The 23954-nt window shown below is 29.5% G+C and carries 17 protein-coding genes; all 17 read left to right on the top strand.

Annotation, left to right across the window (positions count from 1 at the left end; all coding sequences use genetic code 4):
- Window positions 1-59 precede the first annotated feature (59 nt).
- The 17 genes from ftsH to SSYRP_RS00145 all read left to right on the top strand — a co-directional run bounded on the left by ftsH (window position 60) and on the right by SSYRP_RS00145 (window position 23877).
- Window positions 60-2132 carry an ATP-dependent zinc metalloprotease FtsH gene (ftsH, locus tag SSYRP_RS00065; RefSeq protein ID WP_016340271.1) on the top strand — a complete coding sequence of 691 codons (2073 nt, stop codon included), beginning with the start codon at window positions 60-62 and terminating at the stop codon, window positions 2130-2132.
- A gap of 113 nt (window positions 2133-2245) precedes the next feature.
- Window positions 2246-3109 (top strand): Hsp33 family molecular chaperone HslO, encoded by an 864-nt coding sequence (locus SSYRP_RS00070; RefSeq protein ID WP_016340272.1) that lies wholly within the window; start codon window positions 2246-2248, stop codon window positions 3107-3109.
- Window positions 3110-3237: 128 nt separating this feature from the next.
- Window positions 3238-3939, top strand: a complete 702-nt coding sequence (locus SSYRP_RS00075; RefSeq protein WP_016340273.1) for a hypothetical protein — start codon at window positions 3238-3240, stop codon at window positions 3937-3939.
- 31 nt (window positions 3940-3970) lie between these two features.
- Window positions 3971-8113: an ABC transporter permease gene (locus SSYRP_RS00080; RefSeq protein ID WP_016340274.1), complete on the top strand. Its 4143-nt coding sequence runs from the start codon at window positions 3971-3973 to the stop codon at window positions 8111-8113.
- Between the two features lie 13 nt (window positions 8114-8126).
- A complete protein-coding gene (locus tag SSYRP_RS00085; RefSeq protein ID WP_016340275.1) occupies window positions 8127-9122 on the top strand; it encodes a lipoprotein in 996 nt (331 codons plus the stop codon).
- An 88-nt stretch (window positions 9123-9210) separates the two neighbouring features.
- Window positions 9211-10140: an ABC transporter ATP-binding protein gene (locus SSYRP_RS00090; protein ID WP_016340276.1), complete on the top strand. Its 930-nt coding sequence runs from the start codon at window positions 9211-9213 to the stop codon at window positions 10138-10140.
- Window positions 10141-10206: 66 nt separating this feature from the next.
- Window positions 10207-13551 (top strand): ABC transporter permease, encoded by a 3345-nt coding sequence (locus SSYRP_RS00095; protein WP_016340277.1) that lies wholly within the window; start codon window positions 10207-10209, stop codon window positions 13549-13551.
- Window positions 13552-13644: 93 nt separating this feature from the next.
- Entirely contained in the window at window positions 13645-14649 is a 1005-nt protein-coding gene (gene dusB / locus SSYRP_RS00100; protein WP_408020054.1) for a tRNA dihydrouridine synthase DusB, read from the top strand.
- Window positions 14636-16138: a lysine--tRNA ligase gene (gene lysS, locus SSYRP_RS00105; protein WP_016340279.1), complete on the top strand. Its 1503-nt coding sequence runs from the start codon at window positions 14636-14638 to the stop codon at window positions 16136-16138. Before dusB ends, lysS begins: the two co-directional genes overlap by 14 nt.
- Window positions 16139-16146: 8 nt before the next feature.
- Window positions 16147-17151, top strand: coding sequence for a class-II aminoacyl-tRNA synthetase family protein (locus SSYRP_RS00110; RefSeq protein ID WP_016340280.1), 1005 nt, complete (start codon window positions 16147-16149; stop codon window positions 17149-17151).
- Complete coding sequence (locus tag SSYRP_RS00115; RefSeq protein ID WP_016340281.1) at window positions 17151-17837, top strand: IspD/TarI family cytidylyltransferase; 687 nt, start codon at window positions 17151-17153, stop codon at window positions 17835-17837. The genes SSYRP_RS00110 and SSYRP_RS00115 overlap by 1 nt, the downstream gene beginning before the upstream one ends.
- Window positions 17838-17962: 125 nt before the next feature.
- Window positions 17963-18421, top strand: a complete 459-nt coding sequence (gene rpsF, locus SSYRP_RS00120) for a 30S ribosomal protein S6 (protein ID WP_016340282.1) — start codon at window positions 17963-17965, stop codon at window positions 18419-18421.
- Between the two features lie 28 nt (window positions 18422-18449).
- A complete protein-coding gene (locus tag SSYRP_RS00125) occupies window positions 18450-18911 on the top strand; it encodes a single-stranded DNA-binding protein (RefSeq protein WP_016340283.1) in 462 nt (153 codons plus the stop codon).
- 14 nt (window positions 18912-18925) lie between these two features.
- Window positions 18926-19150 (top strand): 30S ribosomal protein S18, encoded by a 225-nt coding sequence (gene rpsR / locus SSYRP_RS00130; RefSeq protein WP_016338440.1) that lies wholly within the window; start codon window positions 18926-18928, stop codon window positions 19148-19150.
- 174 nt (window positions 19151-19324) lie between these two features.
- The gene (locus SSYRP_RS00135) at window positions 19325-21373 is read left to right on the top strand and encodes an ABC transporter permease (protein WP_016340284.1); all 2049 of its coding nucleotides are present in this window, start codon (window positions 19325-19327) and stop codon (window positions 21371-21373) included.
- A 15-nt stretch (window positions 21374-21388) separates the two neighbouring features.
- Window positions 21389-23230, top strand: coding sequence for an ABC transporter (locus SSYRP_RS00140; RefSeq protein WP_016340285.1), 1842 nt, complete (start codon window positions 21389-21391; stop codon window positions 23228-23230).
- Window positions 23230-23877: a nitroreductase family protein gene (locus SSYRP_RS00145; protein ID WP_016340286.1), complete on the top strand. Its 648-nt coding sequence runs from the start codon at window positions 23230-23232 to the stop codon at window positions 23875-23877. Before SSYRP_RS00140 ends, SSYRP_RS00145 begins: the two co-directional genes overlap by 1 nt.
- Window positions 23878-23954 lie beyond the last annotated feature (77 nt).

Below are 23954 nucleotides of genomic sequence, written 5' to 3' on the forward strand. Positions count from 1 at the left end.
TTTAAGTCTTTAAAATAGTGTGTTTAATTTACCAATAAATGGTAGTGGAAGGGGAATATATGAATAAAAAGAGAATGTGGTTTTCAATTATTAGTACAATAATTTTTATTGGATTACTTGTGTTAATGATTGTTCTTTGGTCAAAATCAGATGTAACACGCATTAGTGAAAGCGAATTAGCGGCAGTTGTAGATGGTGGTGAAGGTGAAGGTAAAGACAAAGTCATTAAGTATAATGATAAAAATGTCAAAAAAATGTCAGTTTTAGCTAAAACTGGAACTAATAGTGTCCAAATTCAAGGTGAAATGATTTTAGAAGGGGACCAACGAGTTAGATATGTTTCAGAATGAAGTTTAACTGGGTTTAACAGTTTTACTTACTATACTGATCCCACAACTAATCAGCCAATGAATCGTTGAGTTGTTAACCTAGGAAAAAGATTACAAGGTGGCTTTAATTCAGTTGACCGTAATTTTGTACCATTCTGACAACAAGCATTAGTTCAAACCCTACCATGAGTATTAATAATCGGAGTCACAATTTGATTTATGATGAAAATGACAAAAATGTCAGGGGGAATGGCTGGTGGAAGTCCGTTTTCAATGGGGAAAAATAAAGCCCGTCAAATTCAATCAACAGTAAAATTTTCAGATGTTGCTGGAATTAACGAAGAAAAAGAAGAACTTGTTGAACTTGTTGACTACTTAAAAAATCCACAAAAATACTCAGCAATGGGAGCACGTGCCCCTAAAGGAGTTCTAATGGAAGGTCCTCCAGGAACAGGGAAAACATTATTAGCAAAAGCTGTTGCCGGAGAAGCTGGTGTACCTTTCTTCTCAATTTCTGGTTCAGAATTTGAAGAAATGTTTGTTGGGGTTGGAGCCTCAAGAATTCGTGAAATGTTTAGCGCGGCAAAAAAATCAGCACCATGTATTATCTTTATTGATGAAATTGATGCGGTTGGACGAAAAAGAACTGTTTCACTAGGTAGTGGGGCAAATGAACAAACCTTAAACCAATTATTAGTTGAAATGGATGGATTTGGAACAAACACCGGAGTTATCGTGATGGCGGCAACTAACCGAGTAGATGTTTTAGACCCAGCGTTATTACGACCAGGACGATTTGACCGTCAAATTCAAATTTCATTACCTGATATTAATGAACGTGAAGCTATTTTAAAATTACATGCCCGTAATAAAGCAATCTCAGTGGAAATTGATTTCCGTCGAATTGCCCAAAGAACACCAGGGTTTTCAGGAGCACAATTGGAAAACGTTTTAAATGAAGCGGCTATTCTTTGTGTTCGTAAAGGTCTTAAAATTATTTCAGTTGAAATTATTGATGAAGCGATTGATCGAGTAGTTGGGGGACCAGCAAAAGAGTCACGTAAATATTCAGTAATGGATAAACAAATTGTTTCTTACCATGAAGCTGGTCATGCCTTAATTGGGGTTAAATTAGAAGCGGCAAGTATGGTCCAAAAAGTAACAATTATTCCACGGGGACAAGCTGGGGGATATACAATTATGACTCCAAAAGAAGAAACAATGTTCCATAGTAAAGAAAACTTATATGCAACAATTACTGGTTATTTAGGAGGACGAGCATCTGAAGAATTAATGTTTGGAAAAACAAAAATTACAACTGGGGCCCATGATGACTTAGAAAAAGCAACAAATATTGCTCGTCATATGGTAACTGAATATGGAATGAGTCCATTAGGGTTAGTCCAATTTGAGTCACCAAAAGATGAATATAATGGTGGTGTTAAACGTTATTCAGAAGATATTGCTGCTAAAATTGATAGTGAAGTTCGTAAAATCTTAGATGATTGTTATGTAACAGCAAAAGCAATTATTTCAGAAAACAAAGAATTATTAGACTTAATTGCGGAAAGCTTACGTATCTTAGAAACAATTACTGCTGAACAAATTGAGTATATTAATAATAATCACCAATTACCAAAAGAAGTAATAGAAGAAAAACAACGTAATGAACGTAATCGTGAAAAAGAAGCAAATGGGGAAATTTTAGAAATTAAACCAAAAGAACGTAAAAAAGTTGATGATTCAAAAAAAGCTGATAAAAAAGATGATGAAAAAGAAACACCAAAAGATAAAAAGGAATAATCAATTCCTTTTTTTATTTTAATCAATTCCCTTTAAAGGGTTTTTTTGTTTTTTTCTCCGTTTAGGTAAAATCTATAATATAATTGAAGAGGTAAGAAAGTGAGAAGTTTAAAATGGATAAAATTGTTAAAGGTCTAAGTAATGACCATAATATAAAAATTACCATTACTGATGCAACAAATTTGTTAAATGAAATTATTAAATTACATGAAACAAATCCGTTGGCAACAATTGCCTTGGCGCGAACAACAATGGCAACAATTTTAATTGGTAGTGATATGAAAGAAGAAAGTGATAAAATTACTTCGATTCTAAACGGAAAGGGTCCAATTGGGACAATTATGGCTGAATATACTGGCCATAAAGTAAGGGCTTTTTGTGCTAATCCGCAATTTAGTTTAGAAGAGATTGATCGTGACCATGATGTAATTTCACAAGTAGTTGGAACAAAAGGTTATTTACAAGTTATTAAAGATTTGGGGATGAAAGAACCATTTACAGGCAAAATTAAATTAATTTCAGGAGAAATTAACTTAGATTTTACCTATTACTTAGTACAAAGTGAACAAATTAAATCATTAATTGCTTGCTCGGTTAAATTAAATAAAGATAACACAATTGAAAAAGCAGTTGGTTTATATGCACAATTATTGCCTGAACACCAAGAAGAAGATATTGACTATTTAGAAGGAAAAGTTGAAAATTTAGGAAGTATTACCGAAAAATTAATTGAATCTGATGATTTAAAAAACATTTTTCATTTAATTGATCCAGCATGTAAAATTTATGAACCAGAAGAAATTAAATTTAGTTGTAGTTGTTCATTTGAAAAAGCTTTAGAATCAGTCAAACTATTAGGCGAAGAGCAAATTAATGAAGTGTTAGAAAATAATAGTGAAGTTGAGATTGTTTGTGATTTTTGTCGAACAAAATACTTAATTAGTAGTGATGATATTAAAAAATTAATGATTTCATAATCTTAAAAATTTTTATTAATTAACAAAAAAGCAATAAATTACTATTGTTTTTTTATTGCCATTTTTTGTGCTTTTCTTTTTTAGTGTTATAATAAAAGAACAAACTGTAAAAAATAGGAGTGAATTTAGTGAAAATAAATTTTAGAAAATTTAATATTAGTTTTACTACTACTTTTTTGCTTTTCTTTTTTTGTTATGTTAGTTTTAATTACTTAATTTTAATAATGCCAAATACAGTTTTCCAAATAGTTTCATTTATTTTTAAATTTTTATATTTAATTATTACAGATATTGTCTTATTATTTTTCCTATTTTTTTGATCAGATATTTTAAGAAAATTTAAAAAGCATGCAAATAAAAAATATTTGTTTGAAATTATTCGAACAAATTGACTAATTATAATGATTGGGTTTTTTAATCTAATAATTTTTGCTCAAATTAATTTTATTATTAATTTAAATGCTGTAGTTAAAACAATGCTAATGTTCGTTCATTTTGAAGAATATTTGGGCTTGTTAATAATTTATTATATTTTTTACCTAGTATTAACTTTAATCTTTATTACAAATTTAATTATTGTTAAAGTATATAATAAATTTTTAAACGCTTTATTTTTCAGGGCTAATGATAACTTTGCCACTGCATTAAACTTAATTTTTGAAACAGAAGATATCTTAGAAATTAATGACGTTGAAATTAAATGATATCAACTATTTGGTAATCAAAGAATTAATTTTATTAAGCAATCAATATTAATTGATAAGTTACGCCAAAGTGAAAAAATAGTTCAATTTAAAAAGGAGACTTGCCCACCATTGCTTATTTTTTAGTAATAGTTTTTAATATCAAGGAGGAAAAGAAATGCGCGGGTTTAAGCTTTTATTTAAAAATAATTTTAGAAATACAACAAAAAATAAAATTCAATTTTTTGGTTTGATAGTTTTAGTTTTTTTAACAAGTTTAATTTTTACAATTGTTGAAGTTTCAAAACAAAGAGTTGAACAAGTTTATAATAATTTTATTTCAGAAAAAATGAGTAACCAACATGATTTTATTGTTGATTTTTCTGAGACATCATATATCCAAGGAGAAAAGGATCCATTTTTACAAATTACTGATTTAGAAAAACGCCAAAATGCAATTGTTGATTACTTGGCAAAAAGTGAAGAGATTAAGAAAATGGGGTTAGATTTTAAATACAACCGAGTTGAGGCTCGCACATTTAATTTAAAAGATAACAAGATTATTAAGGCAGTAACATTAAATCCACAACAAGCAGTTGATAAATTTGTTGTGGCGGAAGGAATGCCATTAGATGTATATGCTAAATATTTAGAATCAATTCGGGGAGAAACAAACCACTGAACATATTTAACACCTGAATTTGCGAAAAATAATAATATTAAAATTAATGACATCATTCGTTTACAAGCAGATATTTATGGAACAACAATTAAAGTTGCTGATAGTGAAATAAAACCAGTCGATTTATCACAATTTGTTGGAAAAGATATTAATGAATGATTACCAAATAGTAATTATTCATCAACAGCATGATTTCGGGTAGTTGGTTTTGGCCAGTCAGCTGATTTTATTACACCAATTATTGATTCAACTCATCCATTTCCAAATATGAAAAATGAAGGAATTGCTTATGTTAATCCAAAGTTATTTGGGTTATCAAAAGAAAAAATTACTGTTGAGGGGAAAGAATATGATGTTGATAGCTTTAAGATAGCAGATCAAGTTTTAGCGGCTGAAAGTAATTTTGACCGTGAAATCTATTATGCAGGAAAATTTAATGCTAATGGTTCATTAGCTGATAAAGAAAATTTATCAAAAGAATTAAATCAATTTTTGAATACACAAGCAAGCCAAAAAATTGGTCTTAAATCGTATTATGAAAAAACATTATTATCAGGTGAACCAGTCTTAACTTTTAAAACTGATACAACATATAAATTTGCCAATCGGACAGTTTACTTTACAACTGCTCTAAATGGCTTTATTACAGGTTCATATATTTTAATTGCCTTAATTTTAATTATTTCGTTCTTTGTTTTAATTTTAGTTTTACGCCGCCAAATTGAAACAACAGGACCCCAAAATGGTTTATTAAGAGCTTTAGGATATCGTCGCCGATATATTATCTGAAGTTACTTATCATATCCATTAATGATTGCCCTAGCGGGAGGAGCCTTGGGTTATTTACTTGGAATTTCAGCCCAATTCTTTGTTAAATTAATTTTTGGTTCATACTTTAATTTACCATATACTGGTTTTCCTTTTGCACCATGAGCATTAGTAACTTCAGTTGTTATTATTTTTACAATGTTATTATTAGTAACAATCATTAGTGCAACATTAATGATGGTCAAAAAAACGCCATTAGAATTAATTAAAAAAGAAGATTCGTTCTCAGCGGGAAGAATCAAACGAGCAGTTAAGAAAATGTTTTCATTCCGTAATACTTTTGATAGTAGATTCCAAGCTGTCCAGTTATCAAATTCGTTGGGAAAAATGGCGGGAGTTTCTTTAACAATGATTATTAGTACGGCAATGATTACTGGTTCATTAATGATTCCAATTATGTTAACAAATAATATTGATTACTCATATGCTGGAAATAACTATAATACGTTAGTAGAATACAATAGTCCAGTTTATAATTTACCAACAACTTTTATGAAAACATATGATCCAACTCAGCAACCATGACGGACAAGTGATAGTGCGTTAGAAAAAACAAATATGACAAAAAATGGAAATCAATATATAGCTGATTTTGAAAATGGGACAATAAACTCAGAAAATTATGCCCCAACATATGATGCTAGTGAAATGCGTTCATTGGCATATCGTAATATTTCAAAAGAATTCTTAAAAAGTAATAAGTTAAGTGTTTTAGGAACAGACAATGAAACAATTTCAAATGCAATTTGTCGTAGTACATGGAAAGATTATGCAGATTATGGACTGCAATCTTTAAGTAAAAAAACAGTCTTGAACTTTTTAGAGTCACCAACACAGGCATTAGAACATGTTCGTGAATTAGAACAATACCGCTTATTTTATTGAAAATATCGTAATACAGTGGCATTAGATATTAAACGAGAACCATATTTTAATGGTAATGCAATTTCTTTATATAATGGAAAACCTGAATTAAATGATATTTTAAAAGAGAATCTTTTTGCCCAAGAAGATTTTGCACGGGAATTTAATGAACAGCCAACTATTATTAGTTTAGAGGATAATCACTTACGACCCGCGATTGAAAAACCATTGGCTGACTCATTTTTAATCCCATTACAATCAGGGAATGCTGAAAGTTTTATTAACAGTGTTAAAAAACCAATGTTCTATTTATTTGACTGAATTTACTCATATTTTGTAAATAATGTTAACCAATGTTTTACACAAGGAGTTTATACAAAAGCTCCACAAACAATTCAAGCAAAAATTAAAACAGCTTTTAATGATCCAACAAAAAACTTTAATTTAAGTTTTGGAGTTGTTCCGTTTAATCCATTAACAGATGATCGAGGAACAATGTTAGAAGCAACAACAAAAAATACTAAATTTAAAATTTATGGAATTGCTGAAAGTTTTAAAAACCAAAACTTAATTAATAGTAATGATAAAGGTAATTTAAATGACTTATTATTTAATAATAGTGATGGAATAGTTATTAATCAAACATTGTCACGAACATTAGGATTAAAAACAGGTGATACAATTGATTTTGCCGCTATTACAAAATTATTGACAAATAATGATGATAAAGGATACCAAGCCGATAATATTTTAAATAGTTGAGATGCTAGCGCTGTTACTGGAAATTACGATGATGGTAAAGCTAGTGGAACAATGGGGAAAATGTTATTTAATGAAGAAAATAAATATAAAAATAGATATATTGGTAATGGGCAAGCAAATGATGAAATACTAAAAAGTACTTTAGATATAAATGATCCAACTTCAACAACACCGACAGTTTTAAATCAAAAAGTAGTTAACGGTGATTTATTATTAAAAAGTAATGCAATTAATCAAAGTTTTAAAATTGTTGGAGTAACAAATCAATATGGGGCAGCTAAAGCTTGAATTAATAACACAAAAGCAGAAGAATTATTAGGTTTTGACCAAACAAGAAATTACTTACTACGCTTATTTATGAACGAATGATCTAATTCAATTTTAAATTCATCAGTATTTAATTTAAGTCAATCTTATAAAACAGCTTTACAAAAATTAGAAGAATTTATTGCTAATAATAAAGATACAAAACCAGCAGAATTATGAGATAATTTTGTTAAAACTTTTAATAATAGTGATTTAGCAGTCGATTGAATTAAAGTATTCAATAATGAATATCCAATTTTTAATTATAAAACATCAAACAGTAAAACTATTGATGATGTTGAGTATGGCTTATCAACGATTCAATCATTTGGTGATTATAGTTTTTATGGACTAAATGGTGGTTCTCGTAATGAAGGTGATAATAATGTTACTTATCCTTCATATGCTAATAATGCTTTTGCTAATTTATTACCAATCGCTGAAGCCAAAAAAATCTTAGCAGATATTATCTTGGCAGTTAATAGTATCTTAATCTTTATCATTGTTATTTCGTTTATTTTAAGCTTTATGATTATTATTTTAACAAGTAATGTCATTATTGCCGAAAATCGAACAATTATTGCAACAATGAAAGTCTTAGGATATAAAAATAGTTATATTACTAAGTTAGTAATTGGAATGTATATTCCAGTCATTATAATAATGACAATTGCCGGATTTGGCTTTGGATGATTAGGATTGGTAATTGGGAATAGTATTTTAACAAGTATAGGTCTAGCATTACCATTAATTCTGAACTTTTGAATTCCAATTGTGGCAATTGGCAGTGGGTTAGGATTGTATCTATTAGCTTACTTAATTAGCTGATTTAATATGAATAAAATTAAGCCATTAATTGCAATTATGGAAGACAATTAGGAGGGCTAGAGAAATGAAAAAAATTTTAACAATACTAGGAGCAGTTAGTTTGACAACAATGTCAGTAACCTCAACGGTAGCTTGTCAAAGTAATGGGGGGAATTGAGATGATATTCCCTTAAATCCACCATTGGTTCCATTTGAAGTTAAGGGTTTTGAGGGATTAGACTTTTCAAGTGTTAATGCTCAAAATGACAAACAAACTTTATGGAATTTAATGTTTAAACAAATTAAAGGAATTTTTGCAGGATCACATTGAAATTTTGATGATTTGCACCAAGAAGTAATTCGCAATGATGTTGATATTACTAATACCAAAATTGATTTTTATCGAAATGGAACGTATAGTGTTAAATTATTTGCTGATGAAAATAATGTGATTACAATTGCAAAACAAGTAAAAACTTCAAACCATATTGCTGATAAAGTAAGAACAACTGATTTAGGTAATATTCATGATACACGGCCAAAGACAATTTTAATTGCAACAATTTTTAAAAACACTGATATTATTATGGAACTTGATAAATTTGGGGAATTCTTTTTAGGAGAACAAACACCTGAAAATTGAAATAAACAAATTGATGAAGAAGCTCTTGCAGATAAGATTAAAATTAATAAAGTTAATCATACAATAACAATCGATACTGGAAAACTAAATTGAAATGAAGAAACTAATGATCCAGCAAAAGAATACTATGGAACAGTAACGTTAACATATAATTTAAAACCACTTGATGGTCCATCAAAAGGAATTGTTGATTTAGAAACAACGCAAGATAAAAATCTTGAAGAACTTCCACAACCAACAATGCTACAGGTATATATGAAGTTTATTACAAAAAACTTACCATTAATTAATAATTTAGAATATTTATCAGAGTTTTTAAATGATGTTTATTTGACAATTAATAAAACGGGAGATAAAAACTATGAAGCTACTTTAACAGCGTATGATAAATCAAAATTCTTTGAAAAAAGTGTTACAGTAACCTTTACAAGTAAATAAAAAGAAAAGACAACATTTTTAGTAAAATTTTGTTATGATATTATTGTTAAGTAAGAATGATAAATAAAGGCAATAGGAGGATAAAAAAATGAACGAAAAGGAAAAAATGGAACCAACAGCTGAAAAAAAAGCAAAGGTAAATAAAGCCCCTGCTAAAAAAGGGAAAAAAGAAAAAGTTGATTATACAGTTGTTAAGGAATTTAAAAAGAATTTAAAAGAACAAAAACAACAAACTAAACAATATTCAAAAAAAATCTTAAAAGGAGAAATTGTTTCAACAACAGGAACAACCCCAAATACAGATAAATACGTAATTGAATTAGTTAATGTTAAAAAGGCTTATATTACTGGGGAAGTTGAAACACCAGTTTTAAAAGGAATTGATTTAAGTTTAGAAAAAGGAGACTTTATTGTTATTTTAGGGCCTTCAGGGTCAGGGAAAACAACCTTGCTGAATGTTATTTCAGGACTAGATAAAGTTAATAGTGGTGATGTTTTTGTCTTAGGTTATAATTTATCCTTACTAAAAGATGTTGATTTAACAAAATTCCGAAGAGACCATGTTGGGTTTATTTTCCAACAGTATAATCTTTTAACTAATTTAACAGCAAAAGAAAATGCCGAAGTTGGGGAAAACTTAAGTAAATCAAAAGAAAAAGATTTAACAATTAACGATATTTTTAAAACAATTGGGATGGAAGAACAAATGAATAAATATCCTCACCAAATGTCAGGGGGTCAACAACAACGGGTTTCAATTGCTCGTGCCTTAGCAAAAAACCCTGATATTTTATTCGGGGATGAACCAACAGGGGCCTTAGATGAAGAAATGGGGCGTAAAGTGTTGGAAATTTTAGTAGATGTTAATAAAAAATATAAAACAACTGTTATAATTGTTACTCATAATCCAAATATTGCTGATATTGCTAATACTGTTATTCATGTTAGAAATGGTTTAATTGATCAAATTAAAAGAAACGATAAACCAAAAAAACCAAGCGATATTGATTGATCATAAAAGCGCTTTGTTATAAAGCGTTTTTATTTCTAAAAAAATTCGAAAAACTATGAACAGGAGGTTATGATGTCAAAAGTTTTTAAAAGCTATTTAAGGACTTACTTAAAACAGTGAATTGAATCATTAGGATTAGTTCTTTTTATTACTGTTCTTTCGTTAGTGGTTATTGGAATGATTGCTTCACCAATGCAATTATCAACGAAAAGTAATAAAATTTTGAACCAATCCAATCTATGAAATTACAGCTTAGTCAGTTCACCAAATAAATTTGATGAGGAATTTGCTTATGATTATTTTGTTGATAACTCAGATCAATATTATTTAAATCCAATTTTAGAAAATAGCGATCAAAAAGGAATATTAACGGATGAGGGATATCAAGCCTTATTAAAAAAAGATAAAGATCCAAAAATAATTGAAAACAAATTAGCGTGAGGGAAAGATTTAAAAGAAGTTTTAAATTTATATTTTAATAATAAAAATAGCAGTACAAATATTTTTAATGGTACTAAAAATTTAACAGCGAGTGAAATGTTGAATTCAGAATATCAAAGTATTATTGCTAATTATTACAATGATGCTAGTTTTTATGTTAATAAAAATATTTTAGACCTACAAAAAGATAAGTTTGCTTTTGCGGTTGATTTAGAATTTTATTATGAAGGATACCAAAAACAAGGTGACTTAACACCAAGTGCATATTATTATCTTACTAGTAAAACTGAACATATTAATTCACAATCAAAAAACTGAATTAATAATTTAGTAATGGTTGAAGGGACTAATGAACGAGATGATAATTCGTTAGTTATTAGCGATAAATTTGCTCGTGATAATGCGATTAATATTGATCAAAAATTAGACTTTTATGCCTTAGGAACATTGCTACCAGAATTAAAAACAGCAACAATTTCAGGATTTGGAAGTAAAGCTGATACATTATCACAATCTTCATATTTCTCTTTTACAGGAGATCCAAAAAAATATGGGGCAATTTTTGTTAATGACAGCATTTTAGAAGATTTATACAATAATGTTTGGTTACGCAATAAGCCACAAAATTTTGTTTTTGGTTTAAATCAAAAGGTGAAATTTTTAAACAATAGTTCTTATAGTGATTTTAGAAACATTTTTAGTAAAAAAACTGATAGTGATTTTAGTATTTACAAAAAGAATCAAAATGTTTTAACACCATTTAGTTCAATTAAATCAATTTCAACATTGAATTCAATGAACATTACAGTAACAGTTTACATTATTTTAGGCGCTGGGCTATCATTGCTAGCTTTTATCTTCATTAGCTTTGTTATGAAAAAAGAAATGAATAAAACTCGCCGTCAAATTGGAATTTTTAAAGCGTTAGGATACCGAACAAGTGAACTATCATGAATTTTTACTGTTAAAACACTAATTACGATTTTGTTAGGAATTTTATTAGGTTATCTATTTTCAATCCCCTTACAAATTTATATGTACGGGCAATTTCAAGGAATGGTTACTTTTAGTTACAACCAAGTTTATGCCGGAATCGGTTTTATGTTAGTGTTATTTTTAGTAATCCCATTACTTTTCACAATTGCTTCATACATTTCAACTTTTATTTATATTAAAGAACCAATTTTATCATTGGTAAATAATGTTGGAAAAAGTCAGAAACTAATTCGCCAGGGGTTAATTTCACGTAGTTTAGCAAAACGAGGAAAAGGGTTTACTTGACGTTTACAATTAGCGTTTACATCACGAAACAAAGGGAAATTTGCCTTAGTTATTATTTTATTCTTCTTTTCTTCGTTAATGTTAATTTTAATGTTAGGGGCAACAGGAGTTGCTAATTCAATTATTGGGGGTGTCTTTAATACCTTCAATCCTAATGTTGATCATATTTATACCTTTAATAATTTCCCAAAAATTAATGGGACAGATGATAAAGGGAAACTAACTGTTAGTGATGAGCAATACAATACTTATCAGTTTGAATATAAAACATACCAAAGAATTGATGATATTACAAAAGAAAATAGTAGTGCTGATTTATTCCATGAGGGTGTATTAGCAGCTTCCCAAACTGCAGAGCCAATTAAAGGTTATTTAGCGTTATTAAACACTTATAAAGTCAAAGACCAAAATACTGGTTTAAAACAATATATTTATTTAAGCGATTTAAAAACAATATTTTCTGCTTTACAAGAAGCTGGACCAAGTGGTATTCAAACAGGGAATGATAGTTTCAGTGGCCCAGTTTTAATGGAATTAGCGGCTAATGCCATGATGATGAGTGATCAAGCTCAAACAGTAGTTTCGTTTAATGATTTATGATATAAACCATCAACAGAAACGATGGTTTATCAAATTGAAGGAGAAATTACAGGAAATCTAGAAAATTCTGGGGCTAATTTACTTGGAGTTTTTGAAAATGACGCAATTGGAGGTGACTATGCAACAGGGTATAACTGAACAGGAGTTTCCCAAAGTGCTATTAACCAAATTTTTGCTAACCAACCAAACGACACAAATACTGTTAATGGTTTAATTTCTTATAAATTAGCTTTAAATGGAAACTTTAAAGTTGGCGATCAAATTACAATTAAAAGTGAAACACAAAATAAAGTACCAATTAATATTAATATTGTAGGAGTTATTCGTAATGACACAGTAACATCAAATATTTATACTGGTTATAACAATTTATTTACAAACATTTTTGCGCCAGGAACATTAGATCCTAGTCAACCAGAACATAACGTCTATACTGGCTTTTATTCACAAGAAAAACTTTATAATGGTTTTATTGATTTAAAAGATATGGCAACCTCAATTTCACAATTACAATTTCAAGGAAATAATTTATCAATTATTGCCGATGATAGTAAAACAATTTGAGAAGCTATAACAGATCAAAATAGTTATGTAGTTACAGGAACATTAATGGGAATGATGACAAGCCAACGGAAATCAGATTTTTCAGTCTTTCCAATTGATGTTATGAAAGCAACAATTAACGATGTTCTGGAAAAACAAAATAACTCAATGATTTTATTTGAGGTATTAGTAGCATTAGTTGTTCTAATTCTTTTAGTTGTTATAGTAATGGTCGTAATTGATGAAGTTTCACCAATTATTTTAACCCTAAAAGCAATTGGTTATAAAAATGCCAAAATTAATTTTGTTGTTATTGGGAATTATGTCTTTGGAATTATAATTGCCTTTATCTTAGCTTGATTAGGTTCAATCTTAATTTGGCAAATGGTTGGTGTTATCGTTTATAAATTCTTTGCAACACCGCTAAATATTCCAATTGACTTTACGGGGCCATTAATTGCCTTAGCAATTGTCTCAGTAATCTTATTTGTATCATGAATTTTAGCAATGCATTCAATTAAAAACCGACCAGTAACACAAATTACAGAATAAATTAAAAATTAGTTAATCAAATCTTGTATTAACTAATTTTTTTTATTAATATTTACTTATTATTGTCAAAGTAAAAAAAGGAAAAGAAACATGTTGAAAATTGGGAATGTTAAAATTAAAACGCCAATCTTTTTGGCTCCAATGGCGGGGGTAACAAATGAAGCGTTTAGAATTATTTGTCATGAATTAGGAGCTGGTTTAGTTTATGCGGAAATGGTCAGTGATAAAGCAGTTGTCCAACAAAATCAAAAAACACTGGAAATGATTAAAGTTAATGAATTAGAACACCCAATTTCAATGCAAATTTTTGGGACTGATTTGGAAACATTTGTTGAAGCAGCCAAGTACATCGATAAAAATAGTGATTGTGATATTATTGATATCAATATGGGTTGCCCAGCTCCAAAAATTGCAATTAAATCGCAAGCAGGAGCCTTTCTCTTGAAACACCCTGATCGGATTTATGAAGTTGTTAAGGCTGTTGTCGAAGCGGTTGATAAACCAGTAACGGTTAAGATTCGCTTAGGTTGAGATGAAGATAATATTAATTGTGTTGAAGTGGCAAAATTAATTGAAAAAGCAGGGGCGCAAGCAATTGCTGTCCATGGACGGACAAGAAATCAATTTTATTCAGGGAAAGCAGATTGAAATTGAATTAAGCGTGTGAAAGAAAGTGTTAAAATTCCAGTTATTGGTAATGGTGATGTTTTTAGTGGAGAAGATGCCGCGCGAATGTTAGCAGAAACCGGTTGTGACGCAGTAATGATTGCCCGTGGAGCACAAGGAAATCCGTGAATTTTTCAAGAAATTAACCATTATTTAGCAACAAAGGAAAAAATGCCAGAACCCAGTTTAACAGAATGGCGCGATGTTGTGTTCCGTCATGCTGATCTATTAATGGGATTAAAAGGAGAACGAATTGCAGCCAGTGAAATGCGTAAAAACTTGGCATTTTATTTTCGTGGTAAAGCAGGGGCAACAAGTTACAAGATTCGGGCAACACAAATAAATAGTATTAATGAATTAAAAGAACTTGTTAATGAATATATAAATGGGTATGATAATGATAAAGGAGAAAGAAAAGATGGAAGACCGTAATTTTAGTGAACAAGAAATTGTTCGTCGTAGTAAATTAGAAAAATTAGTTAAAGAAGGAGTAGACCCTTTTGTTGAAGCAAAATTTGACAGAACTCATACAAGCGAAGAATTAGAAAAAACTTTTGGCCACTTTTCAAAAGAAGAATTAAGTAATATTGAAAATCCAGAGTTAATAAAAATTGCTGGTCGAATTAAAACCTTTCGAGAAGCTGGAAAAGCAAGCTTTTCAACGCTACAAGATCAGAACGGAATTTTTCAAATTTATGTTCGTCAAGATGCAATTGGCCCAGAAGCTTACGCAAAATTTTTAGAATTGGATTTGGGAGACATCATTGGTGTTGAAGGAAAAATGATGAAAACTAATACTGGGGAATTAACAGTGCGAGTTAATAAATTTATTTTATTAACAAAGAGCTTACGTCCGTTACCAGATAAATATCATGGTATTAGTGATATTGAAGAAAGATATCGAAGAAGATATGTTGATTTAATTATGTCACCAGAAACAAAAGAAGTTTTTATTAAAAGAAGTAGAATAATTTCTTATATGCGTGAGTTTTTTAATAGTAAAGGTTATCTTGAAGTTGAAACGCCAGTTTTACAACCAATTCATGGGGGAGCAGCAGCAAAACCATTCGTAACTCATCATAATACTTTAGATATGGATTTCTATTTAAGAGTAGCAACAGAATTACCACTAAAAAGATTAATTGTTGGTGGCTTTGAAGGTGTTTATGAAATTGGGCGCTTATTCCGTAATGAAGGAATGGATACTCGTCATAATCCAGAATTTACAACAGTTGAAATTTACATTGCTTACCAAGATATGAGTTTTATGATGCAATTAACGGAAGACACAATTTGCTATATTGCAGACAAATTATTAAACACTGATGAAGTAACGTATTCAGGACAAAAAATTAGTTTTAAACAACCATGAAAACGTTGACATATGGTTGATGCAATTAAAGAATATAGTGGTGTTGATTTCTGAGAAAAAATGACTTTTGAACAAGCAAAAGAAATTGCCAAAAAAAATAATATTTATGTTGAAAAATTTCATAATTCAGTTGGCCACATTATCAATTTATTCTTTGAAGAATTTGTTGAAAATAAATTAGTTCAACCAACTTTCATTTACGGTCATCCAGTTGAAGTCTCACCATTAGCAAAAGCTAATGCCCAAGACCCACGTTTTACTGATCGCTTTGAATTATTTATTAATGGTCGTGAATATGCTAATGCTTATTCTGAACTAAACAATCCAATTGAACAATATGATCGCTTTGTTAAACAAATCGAAGAACGTGATCAAGGAAATGATGAAGCAAGTGAATTAGATATTGATTTTGTTGAAGCATTAGAGTACGGAATGCCCCCAACTGGTGGGTTAGGAATTGGAATTGATCGCTTAGTAATGTTATTAACAGGACAAGAATCAATTAAAGATGTTCTATTATTCCCTCATATGCGCCCAAGAGGAAAATAGGTGAAAAAATGGCTTTTAAAATGCAAATTGGTTATAGCTCAATTTTAAACCCGCGTGAAACAGTAACGGCAATTAGCGAAACCAAAAATGAATTAATTAAAAACTTAAAAACAACTTTTAAGTTATTAGAAGTTGAACCAGCCATCATTTGTCGTGAAGAAACAGGACTAAATGATGATTTTCGTATTTCAGAGCGACCAATTGATTTTGATATTTTACCAAGTAATTTAGTCGGAGAAATTTTGCAAACTCACAATAAATGACGAAGAAGTGTTATTCAAAAATATGATATTTTAAATGATGAAGGGATTTTAACTGTTACGAATCCTTTACGTCGTGATATTGTGCAGTCAATTAATCAGGCAGTCGTTTGTAGTGAAATTGGTTTTGATATTTTAGTTGAGGAAAAACAATTAACAATGCATAATTTAGAACAAATTGTCAAAAAACTGGTCAAAGTAATTTATCATGTTGAAGATAATTTATTAAAAACTTATCCCCAGTTGAATCGTAAGTTTAGTGAAAAAACTAATTGAGTTAATTATAATGAACTAGTTAAATCAATGCGGTTATTAACTTATCAAGAACGAATTGATAAGTATACCCGGGAAAATGGCCCAGTTATTTTATATGGTCTCCAGGATGTTATTAAAAATGGTAGTTTGGATCTAAATGAATCATTTGATGTTGTGGATTGGGAATTATATACAAAAATCTTTGTTTATGATTTTATTTTGGAAAAGGCAATTTGTGTTGGTTACTGTGCAGCAAGTGTTGGCAAAGAAGCGTTAAAAAGACAATTAGCAGTTACCAAAGAAATTATTAAAATTCGAACAAATTATGATGCAAAACTAGCAAAAGATGAATTACCTCCAACAATTACTTGTGGAATTTATAAGACACAGTTGGATTTACTATTATTAGAGAAACAACATATTGCTGAAGTTGTTCCTTCAATTTGAGAAGATGATTTTCTGGAATATGTTAATAAAAATGGAATTGAAATTTTATAATGGAAAATTATACAGTTATTATTCCGGCAGCAGGAACTAGTCAACGTTTTAAGCATCAAGACCATAAATTACTTTATCGTGGTCAACAAACGGAGCGTGTTATTGAAAAAACAATTAGGATATTTTTAGAAGATCCTTTTTGTCACGCAATTATTATTGGTGTTAATGACCTTGTTGGACAATTTTTGCAAGAACACTATGCTAACGAAAAAAAAATTACTTTAGTGAAGGGAAAAGATAATCGAGCTGATACTGTTTTAGTTTGTTTACAAGCAACAGAAATTAAAACAACATTAACGCTTGTTCATGATGGTGCTCGTTGTTTTTTAACACCTACACTACGAGATCAAATGGTAACTTTTTTCGAGCAAAATAATTGTCAGGTTTTAATTCCGGTTTTGCCAATCACTGATACGATTCGGATGATGAAAAACAACAAAGTTGTTAAAACAATGATTCGTGAAGAACTTGTCACCGTCCAAACACCACAACTTTTTAAGACGGCAATTTTACAAAAAGCTTATCAATGTTATCACCAACAAAAAACAACTTTGCCAAGTGTTATTTATGATGATGCGTATTTAATTGAATTATTTTGTCCAGAAGTTGAAATTACAACAATTGTTGGCGAACAAAGTAATCAGAAGATTACATATTATGAAGATGTAAAATTTGGAAAATATTAAGAAATAGTCTTACAATTATTGCTAATATACGGTATAATTGATACCGAGTTAATAAAGCCAAAAACAATTAGGCAATTAGCTCCTTGTCCAAAGCGGACCTATAGACCACAAGGAGGATTATTATAGTGCGTAAATATGAAGTAATGTATATTTTAAATCCCGACGCAGCTGATCTAAAAGGATTGCAAACAAAATTGCATAAAATTTTAGAAGCTAACGGCGGAAAAATTGAAGAGCATGGAGACTGAGGAGTAAAAGATTTCTCATACCCAATTAAGAAAAAAACAAAAGGATACTATGGTGTATTAATTGTTAATACAACAGCCGAAAATATTGATGAATTTATTCGTATTAGTCATATTGAAAATGATGTTTTAAGAACATTAGTAATTAATACTGAAAAAGAAAAAAATTATATTCAATCTGTTGTTTATGCAAAAACAGAAGTTAAAAATGATAAACCAGAACGTGGTGAACGTAAACCTGGGGGAAAAAGATTTGATAATAGACGTAATGACCGTCATGATGGGGAAGCTGTTGAAAGAACAGAACCAAAAGCTGAACCAACAGTAGCAGCAGAATAATTCCCATTGACATGAAGGAGGCGAAGAAATGTTAAATCGTGTTGCATTAGTCGGAAGATTAACAAGAGATTTAGAATTAAAAAGATCAGTTAATGATAAACCATTTGTTGCGTTTACATTAGCTGTTAATAATAATTTTAATGACCAAACAGCTTTTATTTCATGTTTTGCATGAAGTAAAGTTGCAGAAAATATGGCCAAATATTTACGAAAAGGATCATTAATTTCTGTTGATGGTCGTTTACAAACAAGAACAGATAATGTTAATGGTCAACAGACAACAATTATGCAAGTAGTTGCTGATAATGTGTCGTTTTTAGATAGCCGTAATGCAAATGTTGGCAATGTTAGCACAGATGTAATTTCAACGCCAAGTAATGTTAATTTTGAAAATATCACTTATGCCCAACCAACTCAAAACCAACCAGCGCCAATGGAAGACAATGGCCCAATTAGTTTTGATGGTGATGATGCAATTTTATGAGATTAAAAGGAGAAAAGTAAATGAATCCAAAATTTAAACGTTTTAAAAAACAATGTTATTTTACAAAAAATAAAATTACTTACATTGATTACAAAGATATTGAATTATTAAAAAAATTTATATCAGGTAACGGTCAAATCTTACCAAAAAGAGTAACTGGAACAACTGCAAAAAACCAAAGAATGTTAGCAGTTGCAATTAAACGTGCTCGCCAAGTTGGTTTATTACCATTTGTAATTGACTAGACAATAGTTTTATAAAAACAGTTTTTGATAACAGCATAGCTGAAGAAGAAACTGTTTTTTTATTTGGTAAATATTTAATTGATTTAATTATTTATCTTATTTATATTTTGTTTTAGTGTACAATATACTAGAAATAAGTTAGAATTAAAATTAGAGTAAAAGAAGGTATTGCCCATGAAAAATAAGCCAAAATTTTTCATTGTCTTAAAGACGGAGTTTAAAGAAAAAATTTATAAGAATAGATCACAAATTATAAAGTTTTTAATAATTTGCTTTATTCCTTTTTTATATGGTTTTATTTGTAGTTGAGCTTTCTGAGACCCTTTAGCGAGTGTTTCAAATATTCCTTTAGCAATTGTAAATAAAGATGATGCCCCATGTATTAATTATGTTGTTAAAAAAAGTGGCCCAGATGAACAAAATTTATTAACAAGCCCAAACATTAATTATAGTAAAGCCGAAAGTGCTAACGGTTGTCAAAGTAATGGAAAACAATGATTTGCTGGCTTAGGGCTTGGTGAAGATTACCAATTGCAGACAAGATTTGAAAGTATGATTGATTTGGCAATTAAAAATAATGATTTATATAATCCAACAACAGAAAGTTTACAAATTGAACAAGGGGAAATGAAAATTAATTTGCAATACTTAGCAAATGAAAAAGCAAACTTTAGTCCAAATGATAAATACTGAGGACAATTAAATATTAGTAGTGGCTATACGGAACATACATTTAAAATGTTACGTTTGTTAGAACACTTTAAAGATGAACCAAGTGGGACAGATAGTCTAAAAGCAGAGTTACAGTTTTTAATTAATAATAAACCAGATTTTTGAACAACTTATAAACAGAATTTTTTAGCTGGTCAAGTTTTATATACTTTTACCCAAATTAAAACTGCTTTAGTTCATGATACATTACCAACAATTTTAGCCCCATCATTGTTTTGATTATTTGCCAAATTAGATGATCAAGGACATTATTATATTCAAGGAAAAGATTTTGAGAATTATCTCTTTAATGTTGTTGATATTCTAAATCCAAACCGTGATGTTGGGAAAATAATTTTAGATTTAACCGATATTTTTGCCCCAGATTTATATGATACAGTGAAAGATGTTCTAACTTTTGTTTCAACTCAAGGGCAAGCAATTGTAACAAGTTACTTAAAAGAAATTTTTGGGACAAATTTAGATGCCCATATTGCTTGAAATGAGTACAATACAAAAATGAAAGAAAGTATTTCATCATGAAATGATTTAAATCAAGGAATATTTGAAATCCCAACCCATATTCAAGGTTATCAATTTGGCAAATATGGGATTGGTTTAGGAGAATTCTTTATTGTTATTGCAATGTGAGTTGGAGTTTTGATGCAAACATTTATTTTTGATCGAACAGCACGGACAAAATTTAGTACTGGAACGCAACACTATTTTTCAAAACTAATTTTAATGTTAGCAACAACGGTAATTCAAACAGTCATCCTTGGCATTAGTTTAGCAATTTTAGGATTTAGTGCTTTGGGATGAGGAGGATTTTTGGCGTTATTTGCCTGACTAATGTTTAGTAGTTTAATTTTTACTGTTATTGAACACGCAATTTGATTTGCGCCAAAAGATGGTGATGTTGGAAAATTCATTATTGTTTTATATTTGATTTTGAATCTAACGGCCGGATGAGGAACATTCCCATCATTTTTACAAGCTGATTTCTTTAATACTTTGTCAGTAATCACACCGTTTAAATATGTTGTTCATGGGATGGGTGATATTATTTATGGAGTTTCAACTGGAGAGGGTAATTTATGACAATACCAAACAGAAATCTTAATTAATAGTGGTATTTTACTAATCTGAATTCCTGTTTTAATAATTATTTCATTAGGACTAACAGCATTATGACGGAGAGAAGAATTATTTGGAACTATTAGTAATAAAAAAATTAAAACAGGTTTAGAAAAACTAAATATAGAGACTAAACATTATGGAACTAATTATTTATTAAATAATTTAACTGCTCAAGAGTCGGGGATGCTAGAAAAAAATGTCTGGCAATTAAATGAAGAAGAGTTTAATAAAAAAAATGAAGAAAAAATTAATCACTTACTAGTTAAGTACAATGAAACTAACAAACAAAAATATCACAAACAAATTGAAAAACTGAAAACGAAAAAATTTGTTGGCATTGAGCAAAATGAAGATCGTGATTCAATTTTATAAAGGAGGAAAAAAGTAATGGAACAAAATAACGAAAATCCAAAATTTGGGACAGTGTTTAAAAAAGAATTTTGTGAACAAACAATTAAAAATAAACATCGCATTATTAAATTTGTTGCAATTTGTTTTGTTCCATTTTTATATGGTTTCTTTTGCCTTTGAGCTTTTTGAAATCCTTTTATTAATGTTAATAAAATTCCAATGGCGATTGCGAGTCAAGATGCAAATCAGTGTATTGTTTATAAACCAGCAAGTGATACAGACCAGACAATTGCGAATGGAACAGAATTTGAATATTATTCTGTTGAAAATCAAGGGGTTTGTTTAACTAAAGCAGCAGCTAAGCCTGGCAAAATTGCCCAATTTGGAGGTATTACCGATAATATTATTACTGGTCCAAATTATTATAATCAAGATAAAAACGCGGTAGAAATAAAAGTTAGCTCAATTACTTTAAAATTAGATTATTTGAAATTGCCAGCTGATAATTTTACTCCGCAAGATAAATATTGGATCCAATTAAATATTCCAGAAGATTATAGTGCCCATTTAACAGAGTTAATGTTAAATTTAAAAGATGGTAGTTTATCAGAAGCAACTTTATATGATAGTATTTCATGATTGTTAGAACACCAAGTTAATATTTGGGGAACATATAAACAGAATTTTTTAATTGGTTATTTTGCCAATGAGTTTACAGGATTACGAAAAAGTTTCATTAAAGATGCTGTAACGCAATTAATTTTACCAACCCTTTATACAATTGTAGCTGACCCTAATACTGGGGTAGTTAAACAAGAAAATTTTGAAAAGTATTTAACAGACATTAAAGTTATTCATCTAACAAATTTAGTTAATAGCTTAACTCAGGATGGTAAATTAACAACAGCCCAAGGTAAAAAAATTATTACTTTATTAAAAGCCTTTGGTATTGTTCGCTATGTAGCAGGGGATTATCTTTTTAAAGATAATAGTGAACTATCGCGAACAGACTATTTTGCTCAAAGTGATAAACTAGCAGGAAAATTTAGTGACCTTGGTAATATTATTGATATTCCCTATGATGTTCAAGGTTATCAGTTTAATCAGTATGGAATTGGTTTAGGAGAATTATTTATTTTTATTGGAGTTTGAGTTGGGACTTTAACACAAACTTTTGTGTATGATCGTAAAGGGCGTACAGCAAATGCCAAATGATATCAGCATTATTTTTCAAAGATGTTATTAATGTTAACAACATCATGGATACAAACAACAATTTTAATGCTATCTTTATTAATTTTAGGTTTCGGGGCAATTGGTCCATCGTATCTGTGATTGTGATTATGAATTCTATTTATTGGCTCTTTATTTGTCATTATCATTGGGAGCATTTGAATGGCGGTAAAAGATGAAATGATTGGCCGAGTTTTAGTTGTAATTTATTTAATTTTAAACTTATCAGCTGGATGAGGAACATTCCCATCATTTATGCAAAATGGCTTTTTCAATGTCATATCTTATATAACACCATTCCGTTATGGTTTACATAATATGGGAACAATTATTTATGGTTTAACATCCCCAACACCTAGTGGGATTGGTAATTATCAACTGGAAATTATGAAAAACTTTGCAGTTCTTTTAATTTGAATTGCGGTTTTTGTGCTAATTGGAGGATTAACAACATATTATCGCTTCCGTAAATTGCGTTATGGAACATTAAATGCTAAAATTATTTTCCAAGTAATTGCTAATAGTCCTGAAGTTGTTAATAAACCAAGACACATTTGGGAATTAAAAAAATTAACAGTTACAGAGCAAGCAATTATCAAAGATAAAGTGCTTAGAGTAATAGAAAAAAGAGAGGGAAAAATTTAATGTCAGTTCAAAAAGCAATTAATTGAAGAAAAACAGTTAAAAAATATGATGAAAACAAGAAAATTAGTCACAATGATTTAAATTTAATTATTGAAGCAGGGCGTTTAGCACCAAGTTCAATGGGGTTAGAAGTTGCAAAATTAATTGTTATTCGTAATAAAACAACAAAAGCCCAAATTGCAGATCAAGTAATGCAAGGTAATATTGCAAAAGTAAAAGAGGCAGATACATTAGTCTTTTTAGTTGGTGTTAATCCAGATTATTTATTAACAGAGGATTTTTTATCAGCACGATTGTCTCGTGTTGAGGGAATTTCAGCTGAAAAACTACAAGAATATATTGAACGCTATCGCAGTTATTTTGAAAAAAGTGCAGTTGATTTAAAGTCTTATGTTGCTCAACAAATTCATATTACCGCTAGTTTTATGGCCCTACAAGCAGCGGATTTAAAAATTGGTTCGACAATTATGGGTGGATTTAATGCCCCCGAATCTGATAAAATCTTAGCTGAACTAGGCTATTTAGATGTAACAAAATATCATTCAATTTTAACAATGGCTTTTGGTTATTATGATGAAAAGACCGAAGGTACAACCCTACCAAGGTTACGAATTTCAACCGATGATTTTGTTAATATTATTGAATAATAAAAATAATTCTTTGTTTTTAAGATAAATTATGTTATCATTATTTACGTGCGAATAATATTCTTAAATATTATTTA

The organism is Spiroplasma syrphidicola EA-1 (assembly GCF_000400955.1).
Classification (GTDB): Bacteria; Bacillota_I; Bacilli_A; order Mycoplasmatales; family Mycoplasmataceae; genus Spiroplasma; species Spiroplasma syrphidicola.